Origin of the sequence: Pseudomonas sp. BN515, from assembly GCF_029873155.1 — a bacterium.
GTDB lineage: Bacteria > Pseudomonadota > Gammaproteobacteria > Pseudomonadales > Pseudomonadaceae > Metapseudomonas.
In genome coordinates, this window is record NZ_SSOH01000093.1 from 1 (window position 1) to 12,949 (window position 12,949).

7 protein-coding genes are annotated in these 12,949 nt (G+C 66.3%); 3 read left to right on the forward strand and 4 right to left on the reverse strand.

The features are described 5' to 3' along the window. A partial coding sequence (locus tag E8E91_RS27755) for a cadherin-like domain-containing protein (RefSeq protein ID WP_280380374.1) occupies positions 1–2,314 on the forward strand: 2,314 nt, incomplete at its 5' end. Between the two features lie 47 nt (positions 2,315–2,361). On the opposite strand, the gene E8E91_RS27760 is transcribed toward E8E91_RS27755, so the two are convergent. Continuing rightward, complete coding sequence (locus tag E8E91_RS27760; protein ID WP_280380376.1) at positions 2,362–7,266, reverse strand: alpha-2-macroglobulin; 4,905 nt, start codon at positions 7,264–7,266, stop codon at positions 2,362–2,364. 141 nt (positions 7,267–7,407) lie between these two features. On the opposite strand from E8E91_RS27760, the gene E8E91_RS27765 reads away from it, so the two are divergent. Together E8E91_RS27765 and E8E91_RS27770 are read left to right on the forward strand one after the other, a co-directional pair. Further along, complete coding sequence (locus E8E91_RS27765; RefSeq protein WP_280380378.1) at positions 7,408–8,751, forward strand: MATE family efflux transporter; 1,344 nt, start codon at positions 7,408–7,410, stop codon at positions 8,749–8,751. Between the two features lie 35 nt (positions 8,752–8,786). After that, positions 8,787–9,245 carry a DUF2214 family protein gene (locus E8E91_RS27770; protein ID WP_280380380.1) on the forward strand — a complete coding sequence of 153 codons (459 nt, stop codon included), beginning with the start codon at positions 8,787–8,789 and terminating at the stop codon, positions 9,243–9,245. Positions 9,246–9,355: 110 nt separating this feature from the next. Here the strand turns inward: E8E91_RS27770 and E8E91_RS27775 are convergent, their stop codons facing one another. From E8E91_RS27775 to E8E91_RS27785, 3 genes are all read right to left on the reverse strand, one after another. After that, on the reverse strand, positions 9,356–9,979 hold the full coding sequence (locus E8E91_RS27775) for an NAD(P)H-dependent oxidoreductase (RefSeq protein ID WP_280380381.1): 624 nt from the start codon (positions 9,977–9,979) through the stop codon (positions 9,356–9,358). Between the two features lie 185 nt (positions 9,980–10,164). Then, positions 10,165–12,078, reverse strand: coding sequence for an arginine decarboxylase (gene speA / locus E8E91_RS27780; RefSeq protein ID WP_280380383.1), 1,914 nt, complete (start codon positions 12,076–12,078; stop codon positions 10,165–10,167). Positions 12,079–12,210: 132 nt separating this feature from the next. Continuing rightward, positions 12,211–12,582 (reverse strand): translation initiation factor Sui1, encoded by a 372-nt coding sequence (locus E8E91_RS27785; protein WP_280380385.1) that lies wholly within the window; start codon positions 12,580–12,582, stop codon positions 12,211–12,213. Positions 12,583–12,949: the final 367 nt, after the last annotated feature.

A 12,949-nucleotide genomic window follows, 5' to 3' on the forward strand; every position in this document is an offset into this window, starting at 1 on the left:
TCCGGTCAACGATGCCCCCACCACCACCCCGGTAACCCTCGCCGCCATCGCTGAGGACAGTGGAGCCCGTCTGATCACCCAGGCCCAGTTGCTGGGTAATGCAGCGGATGTCGACGGCCCCGCCCTGACTGCGACCAACCTTCAGATCAGCGCCGGCAGCGGCAGCCTGGTCGACAATGGCAACGGCACCTGGAACTACACGCCGGCGCTCAACGACGACACCGCAGTCAGCTTCAGCTACACGGTCACTGACGGTTCGCTCAGCGCCGCCGGTAGCGCCAGCCTGGACATTACTCCGGTCAACGATGCCCCCACCACCACCCCGGTAACCCTCGCCGCCATCGCCGAGGACAGCGGTGTCCGCCTGATCACTCAGGCCCAGTTGCTGGGCAATGCTGCGGATGTCGACGGCCCGGCACTGACGGCTACCAATCTGCAAATCAGCGCCGGCAGCGGCAGCCTGGTCGATAATGGCAACGGCACCTGGAACTACACGCCGGCACTGAACGACGACACGTCCGTCAACTTCAGCTATACGGTCAGCGACGGCTCGCTCAGCGCCACCGGCAGTGCCAGCCTGGATATCACCCCGGTGAACGACGCACCGGTCAACACCCTGCCCGGCGCCCAGACCACTCCGGCCGGAATACCCAAGAGCATCAGTGGCCTGAGCGTCGCCGATGTGGACGCAGGTTCAAGCAACCTGACCGTGACGCTGCAGGTCGCCCACGGCACGCTGTCCGCGCAGTCCATTTCGGGCGGGGCCTCCATTGGGGGGCTCAACACTGCGATGCTCACCCTCAGCGGCACGCTCGCCCAGATCAACACGACGCTGGCCGCCAATATCGGCTACCTGTCTGCCGCGAACTTCAGCGGCAACGACACCCTGACCATGACCACCAGCGACGGCAGCGCCAGCGACGTCGACAACCTGGGCATCACGGTCACGGCTACCCAGGTGAACGCTGCGCCAGTCGCGGTCAACGATGTGCTTTACGTGTCCAACAACACGGCGGCCTACAGCACAGCCAATGGCACGGGCATCGTCTTCTCGGTCGCCGCCTTGCTGGGCAATGACTCCGATGTCGATGGGTCGTTCCTGTCCATCACCGGTCTTGGCCTGGGAGCAGGCGCGATCTCCGAGGTGAAATTCGTCGAAGGCTCGAACAACAGCCTGATCACCTTCGCCAGCGGCAATAACCCGTCCTCCCCCACCGGCACATTCACCTACACCCTTTCGGACAATGCCGGCGGAACGGCCACGGGAACCGTGACGGTAAATCTCGTCTCCACCAATGGTGCGTCCAGCGTCAACCTGTCCGGCAACAGTTATCAGGCAGCCTTTCTCGACGGCGGCAGCAACGTGGACGCCCTGACCGGAGCGGCCGCAAGTGATCTGTTCGTCGGCGGGAATGGGGTGGACACACTCATCGGCGGTAGTGGCGAAGATCGCCTTCGCGGGGGCGAAGACAACGACGTACTGGATGGCGGTGACGGCATCGATATGCTCGATTTCTCCGATGCCACCGGCGCCCTCACCTTCACGCTCAGTCAGGGCAGCAACCCGGCTGCTGGCACCAACGGTTTCTGGGGCACGGGAGCCCTGGCCGGAATCGGCACAGACACCTACAAGAACATGGAAGGCGTGATCGGTTCGGCCTTCAGCGACACCCTGACCGGCAGCAGCGGAAATGACATTCTTCGCGGAGGCGGTGGAAGCGATGTCCTGGATGGCGGTGCAGGTAGCGATCTGCTCGATCTGTCCGACGCTACTGCAGCACTCAGCCTCACGCTGGTGCAAAGCAACAGCAACACCACTGTCGACTTGTCCACGGTTGGCCTGGGGTCCGACACCTACAAGAACATGGAAGGGCTGATTGGTTCGGCATTCAATGACAGTCTGACTGGCAGCGGCGGCGCCGATGAGCTGCGCGGCGGTGCCGGCAACGACACGCTCGTTGGCGGAGCTGGCAACGATGTGTTGTACGGCGGCCTGGGTGCGGATGTGCTGACCGGCGGCAACGGCGCTGACCTGTTCAGGTTCAACAGCCTCAGCGAGGCCGAGGACATCATCTCCGACTACAGCGCGCTCCAGGGAGACAAGCTCGACTTTTCAGGGCTGCTCGGCACCAGCGCACTGCCGCAGGCGATTGCCAACTACGTCAAGGCGGTGCAGGTAGGCGGCGACGTCTCTGTCCAGGTGGATGTCGACGGCAATGGCGCAGGAGCGACGTTCGTGGAGGTGGTCACCATCACCGGCGTCCAGCAGGTAACGGCGATCTTCGGGGGCACTGACCACATCATTCCGAGCTGAGGGTGTGCCCCCTCTCCCGACGGGGAGAGGGGGCTCCGGTTCGGTTCTTACTTGCCGCGCACCACCAGGTGCTCCGGCGCCTCGCCCAGTGCCTGCCAGTTCGGCCGGTACATGGACTCCACCGTGGGCGGCGGCACGCGGTATTTGCCGGGAGTGACGGCGCGGGCCAGGTACAGCAGGTGGGTGGTGCCGTACTCGCTGACATCCAGGGCCGCCACGTAACGGTCGTCGCGGAACTCCTGGTGTTTGATCGAGGCGTTCTGCATGGACTTCTGCCATTCCTTCACCGCGCTGCTGGCGTCGTCCAGGCTGGCGGCACTCTGGGCGAGGTTCTGGTTCTCCAGTTCCAGGCCGGCCGGCAGCAGGTCGACCACCAGGGCGTCGGGCACGCGCTCCTTCGCTTCGATGGCCAGGTGCACCAGCACCAGTTCGCCGCTGTCCAGGTTATTGAGGTCGAGGCGCTCACCATTCGCGCCGAGGAACTCGCGGTAGATGGCGAGGTTCTCGCCGCCGGCCTGCGGGGCCGTCAGCGGATAACCGGAGAGGGTCAGCTGCTGGTAGAGCGGCTCGCTGCCGGCGGAGGTGATGCTCAGCGGCTCGGTCAGCAGGGCGCCGTCCAGTTTCAGGCCGGGTTGCTGGTTGCTCAGCTCGCGCTGCTGGCCACCCGCGCTGAGCTGCGCGCTCCAGTTCGGTTCGGGCTTGCCCAGCAGGCCGCGGCCAGCCAGGTACAGCGCATTGCGCTCCTGGGTGGAGAGCCAGCGCTCGCCGGCCACCAGGTCGGCCAGGTCGAACAGGCGCTGTTCACGGGCGCTGGCAGCCAGGTCGTTCTCCTCCAGCAAGGCGAGGATCAGCGCCTGGTCGCGCAGCGGACTGCCGTAGTCGGCCAACCAGTCGTGGCTGTCACGCTGGAAGCGCAGGCCCAACTCCAGGGCCTCGTCGGCGCGCGGTGCATCGCCCATCAGCTTGAAGGCCACCGCCAGTTGCACCAGCGGCAGGCCTGAGCGGGCATCGGCACGGCGTTCCCACAGACTGCGCAATGCGCCCAGCGGCGCCTGCTGACTGCGGGCCAGGACGTAGCCGGCGTAGGCCTGCACGGCGAAGCGGGTGTGGTCGGCGTTCTGGCTGTAGCTGACTTCGATCAGGCTGCGCTCCTGCAGGTAGCGCAGCAGGCGCTCGCTGGCTTTCGTCAGGGCCTCCGGCGGCACGGCGAAGCCCTGGTCACGGGCGCGCAGGAGGAAGTCGGTGACATAGGCGGTCAGCCAGTATTCCTCTTCGCTGTCGGCGCTCCACAGGCCGAAACTGCCGTTGTAGCGCTGCATGCCCAGCAGGCGTTCGATGCCGAGGTCGATGGACTTGCGACGGGTGTCGTCCGGCTCACCTTCCAGGCCAAGGCGCTTGAGGGAGGCGGCGTCGGCATAGAGCGACGGGTAGAGGCCGCTGGTGGTCTGCTCAGCGCAGCCGTACGGGTAGGCCTTGAGGGCACGGACCTGCTCACCGAGATTCAGCGGCGGGCGGCTGGACAGCTGCAGCAGGGCCTCGCGGCCGTCCGGCTCGTACGCATCCAGCGTGCCGGCCGGCAGGCTCCAGGCATCGCCCTTGAGCACTGCGCGGAACTGCTTGAGCTGCGCCGGATAGGCCGGGCGCACGCCCAGGGTCCATTCGCGGCTGAACGGCGGCAGGTTCTCGCCTGGCAGCTCCAGGCCGTTGACCGTCACCTTGAACTGGCCCTGGCCATAACCGCCCACCGCGCGCACCGGAATGCGCAGGGTGGTGCGCTGGCCATCCTTGAGCTGGATGGGCGCGGTCTGGCCACCGGCGCTCTGGGCGAGGTCCAGTTGACCGCTGCTTTCCAGTTGCACATCCAGGCGCTGGGGTTTGCCGGAGAGGTTGGTGAGGTCCAGCGCCAGGGTGGTCTGGTCGCCACCGGCGAGGAAGCGCGGCGCCGCCAGTTCCGCCACCAGGGGCGCGGCCACCACCGTCTTCGCCTCGGCCATGCCGTAGCGTTCGTCGGTCCAGGCCTGGGCCATCAGGCGCAGCTCACCGTTGAAGTCGGGAATGTCGACGCTGACTTCGCCCTGGCCCTGCTCATCCAGGACCACCGGCGCACTTTGAAGGGCGACGATGGTGACGCTGGTCTGCGGACGCTTGCCGCCACCGGCCAGCGCGGCGTCGCCACCGAAGGCCATGGTGGCCAGGCGGCCCTGGCCGGCTTCGATCAGCTGGCCATAGACGTCGAGCTGGTCGGCGCCATAGCCCTTGCGGCCGAACAGGCTGGCGAAGGGGTCGGGCGTTGCGTAGCTGGTGATATTGAGGATGCCCACATCCACCGCGGCCACCAGCACATTCACTGACTTCGGCACGCTGCCATCGGCGTTCTTCGCCTGCACCTGGACCTTCAGCGGCTGCTTGGGCCGCATCTTCTCCGGTGCGCTGAGGGACACCGCCAGCTTGCGCGGCGCGCGATCCAGCGGCAGGTGCAGCAGGCCCACGGCGCGCTTGGGCGTGACGCTGGCCTTGCGCTCGCCGGGGCGGATCACCAGGGCGCTGACGTAGAGGTCATGGCGGGCCCATTCCTTGGCCACCGGGATGTCGAAGCTCTTGCCTTCGGCCGGCACCTCGATGGGTTGCCACCAGAGCGGGCCCTCGGCGGATTCCACCAGCAGGTAGCCGCTGCCGGCGCTGGGCGGGGTGACGGTGACTTTCGCGGTGTCGCCAGCGGTATAGCCCGGCTTGTCCAGCGCCAGCTTCACCTGATCCGGACGTACTGCGCCGCCTTCGGCGTTGTCCTGCCAGCGATAGCCGGCCCAGAAGCGCAGGCTGCTGGTGATGCCGGTCTGCGGGTCTTCCACTTCGACTCGGTAGGGGCCCCACTCCACCGGGAAACTGACCTTGGCGGTGCCGCCGGCGGCCACCTGCACCTGCTCTTCAGAGAGGTTCAGGTACTTCTCGTTGTAGTGGTAGGTCCAGCCGTCGCTCTCGGAGTAGTTCCAGTAGTAGTCGCGGCGCTCGCGCACCAGGCGCACCTTGAGGTCGTCGACGGCCAGCTTGTTACCGTCGGGGTCGGCCACCAGCAGTTCGAACTCGGCGACGCTGTCGGCGTCGGTTTCTTCACCGTCGAACAGCGCGCGCGCACCCGGCAGGCGCTCGGCCGGCCACACCGGTTGCACCAGGCGGCGGGTGATCGGGCGGCCGCCGGATTCCTGCAGGCTGGCCTGGAGGATCAACTGCACGGGCGACTTGGCCTCGGCCCAGCGGGTTTCGATGTTCAGCTCGGTCTTGCCGTCGGCATCCAGCTGGGTCTCGTCCAGTTCGATGTCCTGGCTCAGTTCGCCCTCCATCACCGAGCCGAACTGGTAGCCGGGCAGCGCCTTCACCGCTTCGCGCAGCGGACGCACGTAGAGCTGGCCGGTCAGGCGGTTGCCGGAAGCCGGCGCGCCATAGAGGTAGCGGCCGCTGACCTGGAAGCGCGCGTTGTCGCCGGGCGCATAGGGCTGATCGCTGCCCTTGAGCTCCAGGGCCATGCGTTCGGGCAGGAAGTCTTCCACGAGGAATTCATAGAGCTGCGGCTTGCCGTCGCCCAGGTCGAAGAGCAGTTGCCAGCGGCCGGTGGGCGCCTCGGCGGCGAGCGGCAGCTGGTATTGGTAGAAACCGCCCTCCCCGGCCTCCCAGACGAAGCGGCGGCTGACTTGTTCGTCGGGGCGGCGCACTTCCACGGTCACTGGCTGGCCGTCCACTGCGCGGCCATCGGCGTCGCGCAGCAGGGCGTTGAGCAGCACGGTCTCGCCGGGGCGGTAGAGGTCGCGCGGGCCGAAGACGAAGAACTGCAGGGCATGGCTGGCGGGACCGGCGATGTCGAACTCGGCCAGGTCCAGTGCCGGTGCGGACAGGCGCAGCAGGCTGGTCTGTTCATCCTTGCGGGCGATCAGCACTTCGGCCTTGGGCGCAAGCGGCAGTTCGGCGTGGCCCTTGCCGTCGGTCTTGCCTTCGGCCAGCACGCGGCCTTCGCCGTCCAGCAGTTCCAGGGCGATATCGGCCTGCGCGGCGCCGCCTTCCAGGGCCTGGGTGAAGATGTCCAGGCGATCGCTGTAACGGTGGGCGGAAAGGCCGATGTCGCTCAGGGTGAAGAGGGTCGCCGGGTTGGAGTAGGTGTAGCTGCCGGCCTCCTTCATCACCGCGAGGTAGACGCCCGGCTGCTTCATCGGTTCAAGGTTGGCAATGGGCAGCAGTAGGGTCTCGCGGGTGTTGCGCGCGGGCTTGAGGTCGAAGCGGCCGGTGTAGACCAGGTCGGCCATTTTCAGCATGTCGCGGGCCTCCCAGACGTCCAAGGCGCCACGCTTGCCCCAGCGGGCGAGGAAGCCCGGCAGGGACTCAGTCTTCACGCGGAAGAAGTCCACATCCACCTTGTCGACGTTCAGCGCGATCACCGGCAGGCCTTCGGCGAGGCGGGTGGGCAGTAGCGAACCACGGCTGGCGAAGCCGACGGTGGCCTGCAGGTCGCGGGTTTCCAGGCGGGTGACGTGCTCTTCGGCCAGCCGCGCGTCATTCACTGCGCGCAAGCCGGGGTCGATGGTCAGCACCAACTGGCGCTTGGGCTCCAGGTGACGCAGGCGCAGCTCCATCAGGTTATCGGAGAGCTCCCAGGCGCCGTCCACCGTGCCGTCCCGGCTGTCCACCAGGTGCAGCCGCTCGGCGAACGTCTGTTCCGGGTCGAGCGGCACGGAGAAGGTCACTGACAAGGCGCTGGCGCCGTCGAGCTGCACTTCGGAGACGTCTATCACCTGCAGTTCGCGGCCGGCGTAGCGTTTGGCCAGGGAGGCGGTGTCGGCGGCGGGGCGCGCCGCAGATTGATCGGCAGCCGGTGGCGACTTGCTTGCGGCTTGCTCGGGGGTGGAGGAATCGCAGGCGCTGAGCAGGCTCAGCACCAGGGCCAGAAGTAGTCCTTTCTTCGGCATGACAGGCTCTCGTTGGGGAGTGCGTACAAGCCGCGAACTATAGACCAGCCGGGCGTTCCGGTGGCATCCGGATGACGGCAGGAGCGATGCAGCTCACGAAACATCGCGCCGCTATACTGCGCGGCCTGACTGGAGCCCTGCATGAGCCTGTTCCTCGACGCCTGGCGGCATTCCCCGACCCACCGCAAGGTCTGGGCACTGGCCGCGCCCATGATCCTCTCGAATATTTCCGTGCCCCTGGTCGCCCTGGTGGACAGCACGGTGGTGGGCCATCTGCCCCACGCTCACCAGTTGGGCGCCGTGGCGGTGGGCAGCACGCTGTACATGCTGCTGCTCGGGGTGCTGGGCTTCCTGCGCATGGGCACCACCGGCTTCGCCGCCCAGGCCGCGGGCCGCGCGGATGGCGGCGCCCTGCGCCAGGTGCTGCTGCAAGGGCTTGGCCTGGCAATGGGCCTGGCGCTGTTGCTGGGCGTGCTGGCGGTTCCCTTCAGCGACCTGGCCCTGAAGCTGATGAACCCCTCGACCGAACTGGACTCGCTGACCCGCGAGTTCTTCCACCTGCGCCTGCTTGGCCTGCCGGCTGCCCTGGCCAACTACGCCCTGGTGGGCTGGTTCCTCGGCACGCAGAACGCGCGTGCGCCGCTGGCCATCCTGCTGGGTACCAACCTGGCCAATATCGCGCTGGCACTGTGGTTCGTCCTCGGGCTGGACTGGGGCGTAGCCGGTGCGGCACGCGCGGCGGTAATCGCCGAATGGAGCGGCGCGCTGATCGGCCTGGCGCTCACCCGTGGCGCGCTGCACCGTTATCCGGGCCACATCGACTGGCCGGCGCTGCAACGGTGGCGCAACTGGCGGCCACTGTTGGCGGTGAACCGCGACATTTTCATCCGTTCCCTGGCGCTGCAACTGGTGTTCTTCCTGCTGACGGTGCAGGGAGCCCGGATGGGCGACGCCACCGTGGCGGCCAACGCCCTGCTGCTCAACGGCCTGCTGGTGACCGCCTACGCCCTGGACGGCCTGGCCCATGCCGTGGAGGCCCTGTGCGGCCATGCCATCGGCGCCCGCGACCGCCTGACCCTGCGCCGCTCACTGCTGGTGGCGGGGGGCTGGTCGCTGCTGGCGAGCCTGGGCTTCGCGCTGTTCTTCGCGTTAGCCGGCGGGCTGTTCATCAACATGCAGAGCGATATCGCGACGGTCCGCGAGGTCGCCCACACCTACCTGCCCTACCTCGCGCTGCTGCCTCTGATCGCCGTCTGGAGCTACCTGCTGGACGGCCTGTTCATCGGCGCCACGCGGGCCCGCGAGATGCGCGACGCCATGCTGGTCGCCGTCGTCCTTAGCCTGCCACTGGGTTGGGGGCTACAGTTTCTCGGCAATCACGGACTCTGGCTGGCGTTCCTCGCCTTCATGGCGGTGCGCGGGCTCAGCCTGGGTTACCTGGCGTGGCACCTGCAACGCCGCGACGCCTGGTTCGCCGCACGATAACGACAACGAAAACCTGATGACCTGAAGGAGTTTCCATGGGACAAGCCGTCGCCGCCTACCTGCATTTCCTCTCGATCTTCGTGCTCTTCGCCCTGCTCGTCCTGGAGCATCGCCTGTTCAAGCAGCCACTGGACCTTGAGCGCGCGCGCAGCCTGGTGCGCATCGACATCGCCTACGGCCTGGCGGCCGGGGTGGTGCTGCTCACCGGCCTGGCGCGGGTGGTCTGGTACGGCAAGGGGCTGGATTACTACCTGCACAACTCCATGTTCCACGCCAAGATGGGGCTGTTCGCACTGATCGCCCTGTTTTCGGGCTTCCCCACCTTCGTCTTCCTCAACTGGCGCAACGCGCTGAAGGCCGGCCGCGTACCCGAGGTCAGCCCTGGCAAGGCCAAGGCGGTGATCATGGTGATCCGCCTGGAACTGCTGCTGGTGCTTCTGCTGCCGCTGTTCGCGGTACTGATGGCGCGGGGTTATGGGGTGATGGGTAACTGAGGCTGACAGCGTTTCCCCGTAGGGTGCGCTGCGCGCACCGATTCCAGGCTGGCTCCGGCGCAATGCTCAACCGCAGGTGCGCACGGCGCACCCTACCGGCGTCTCTGCCCCTACAACTGCACGTCAGGGAAGGGCTCGGGGGCGAACACCGGGTTGAATGACAGGCGCTCTCTGGCTTGCTGGAGCGCGGCGTTCACGGCTTCCTCGCCATCGGCCAGCCCCTGCAGGTGGAGGTATTCCACATGGTGCAAGCCGATGATGCCCAACACGTGGCGCAGGTAGGGGGAGAGGAAATCCATCTGCTTGGCCTTGGCGCCCAGGTAGTGGCCGCCTGAACTCAGCACCACGAAGGTCGGCCGGTCCTCCAGCAGGCCGATGCGCTGGCCGCCGTGCATTTCGAAGGTGCGGCGGATACGCACCACGTAGTCCAGCCAGAGCTTCAGCGCCGCCGGCACCATGTAGTTGTGCATGGGCGTGGAGATGATCAGGTAGTGGCTGCGTTCCAGCTCGCCGATCAGTTGCTCGGACAGGGCGAAGCACGCGTCCGACCGATCCGAGTGGCGCACCACTGCCTCGGCATATTCGGCGCAAATTGGCAGCAACGGTTCGCGCACCAGGTTGCGCACTATCACCTCGGCCTTGGGGTGGATGCGTCGGGCCATTTCCCGGGCCAACTGACCGCCGGGCGAGGCCAGGTCGTTGGGGCTGCATTCGAGCAACAGGACGCGCGGCATGGTGGGGCTCCCGACAGGTTGAAAAGGCTGGAGGGTATGAAAGCGCCGGATGAGGAATTTTGCCAGGGGGTTGGTCGGGTGGTGTCCGGAATGGGCAGGCCTACGGCCCGCATGGCGAATGAATTCGCCCCCACAAGAACCCACAAAAAAGCCCGGCACATGGCCGGGCTTTTTTCATTCACCTGTCAGGAAGACAGGTAGGACGAGCGGGTCAGCCCCAGGCGCAGGGCGTCGACGTACTGGGTGCGCTCGCGCGGGCTCAGCTTGGCGCTGGAGACCTTGTCGCGATACAGCGCCATCAGCTCCTCGGGGGACAGGTGCACATAGCGCAGCATGTCTTCGATGGTGTCGTGGGTTTCGATTCCCGCGTGGTACACGCTGCCGTCGTCATGCTGGTAGACGTTCACCGAGTCGGTGTCGCCGAACAGGTTGTGCATGTCGCCGAGGATTTCCTGGTAGGCGCCCACCAGGAACACGCCCAGCAGGTAGTCCTCGCCTTCGCGCACTTCGTGCACCGGCATGCTGGTCTCGATGCTTTGCTCGTCGACGTACTGGTTGATCTTGCCGTCGGAGTCGCAGGTCAGGTCCTGCAGCACGGCACGGCGCAGGGGTTCTTCGTCCAGGCGGTGCAGCGGGATGATCGGCAGCACCTGGCCGATGGCCCAGGTGTCCGGCAGGCTCTGGAACACCGAGAAGTTGCAGATGTACTTCTCGGCCAGCTTGTCGTTCAGCTCGTCGAGCACCTGGCGGTGGGAACGCTGGCGTGCTTTCAGCTGGTTGTGCAGACGGCGGCAGATGGCGAAGTAGGTCTGCTCGGCCAGGGCCTTCTCGGCCAGGCTCAGCTTGCCTTCGGCGTACTGGGCGGCGGCGTCGCTCATGTAATGGGTGGCGCGCCAGTAGGTCTCGGTGACCATCTCGGCGTCGGTCGGGCCCAGCAGCTCGGCCAGCCAGCGGACGATTTCCGGCTGCTCTTCCAGGTTGGAGAACTTCGGCACTTCGTCGTTGTGGCGCTCGACGTCGGTCACCTGCATTACCAGCACCGCGTGGTGCGCGGTCATGGCGCGACCGCTCTCGGAGAAGATGTGCGGGTGCGGCAGGCCCTGCGCGTCGCAGAACTCCTTGAGCATGCCCACGACCACGCCGGCGTAGTCGTCCATGTCGTAGTTGATGGAGCTGGCATTGCGCGAGTGGGTGCCGTCGTAGTCGACGCCCAGGCCGCCACCGACGTCGATGTGGTCGACTGGCAGGCCGAGGTTGCGCAGTTCGGCGTAGTAGCGGATGGCTTCCTTGAAGCCGTGCTGGTAGTCGGCCAGGTTGGCGATCTGCGAGCCCATGTGGAAGTGCAGCAGGCGCACGCCCTGGTCCAGGCCAGCCTTGCGGAAGCGCTCGACCACCGAGAGGATCTGCGCGGCGGAGAGGCCGAACTTGGATTTCTCGCCACCGGTGTCGGCCCACTTGGACGAGGCCAGGGACGACAGGCGCACGCGCAGGCCCACCTGGGGAGCGACCTTGAGTTCGGCGGCGACGTCGATGACGTACTCAACCTCGGCTTCTTTCTCGATGACGATGAAGACGTTGTGGCCGAGCTTCTGGCCCATCAGCGCCAGGCGGATGAACTCGCGGTCCTTGTAGCCGTTGCAGACGATGGTGCCGCCTTTCGGCGCCAGGGCCAGCACGGCCAGCAGCTCGGGCTTGGAGCCGGCTTCCAGGCCGATGGAGACGTTCTGGGTGGCGATGATGTTTTCCACCACCGCTTCCTGCTGGTTGACCTTGATCGGGTACAGGGCGGTGTACTTGCTCTGGTATTCCAGGCGCTCGATGTTGGCGTCGAAGGCACCGGTCAGCTGGCGCACACGGTCCTGCAGGATGTCGGGGAAGCGCACCAGCAACGGCAGCGACAGGCCCGTCTCGCGCAGGTCGCTGACGATGTCGAAGAAATCCACCGGCGCGCTGCCGGCGCCACGTGGGCGCACTTCGACGCGGCCCGCTTCGTTGATCGCGAAATAGCCGGCCCCCCAATGGCGAATGCCATAGACACTGCGGCTGTCGGCCACGGTCCAGCTGGTGCCATCGTCCTTGCGAGTGCGTCGTGCAGACATCGGTTTCCCCCTATGGGATAGAAAAGGGCCATGCCCGCCGGATCGTGCCGGGCGGGCGCAGACAGGTTAATTCGGTCGTGTGACGTTGGAGTGTTGACCGTTGCAATGACGGTCAGTTTAGAAAGCCGTGGCTCAGCCGCCGGATTTCTTGGCCTTGAAGCCGCGCTTGGCGAGTTCTTCAAGCAACAGGTCCACGTGGTCGCCCTGGATCTCGATCACGCCGTCCTTCAAGGCTCCACCGGTTCCGCAACGACGCTTGAGCGCAGTGGCCAGCTCCTTGAGCTCGTCGCCCGCCAGCGGCACGCCGCTGATGGTGGTGACGGTCTTGCCGCCACGGCCCTTGGATTCGCGGCGCACGCGGGCAATGCCATCGCCAGCAGGCACGACGGCTTGCTTGCAGATGCAGGCATCGATGGGTTGGCGGCAATCCGGGCAATGCCGGCCGCTGTCGGTGGAGTACACCAGGCCGCCCAGGGCGGCAAAGGACGAAGCTTTCTTGACCACCGGCTTTCCTCGTAGGGGTCAGGATAGCGACTGGTCGGCGGGAGCCGACCGCGAAGCCCCACTCTGGCAGGGGCAGCGCAACCCGGTGTGTGGCCGGGCTTGAAAGGCGGCGAAATTTATCAGCATTCGCGGCGAATGCTAAGTACGAAAATGCGCCATTGATCGACAGATTGGCGACCTCGTGCAGCATCCCGCACGAAAGGGTCCGGAATATTGCACAAACCCGCGCTGGGCGCGGGTTTGGCCGGGGTTAATGATGCATTTCACTGTGGATGCGATTTCTTGTAGGGGCGAATTTATTCGCCAAGCAGGCCGAAGGTCTGCCCTTCGAGATCGCGGGGCTGCTACGCAACCCTTGGCGATTGAA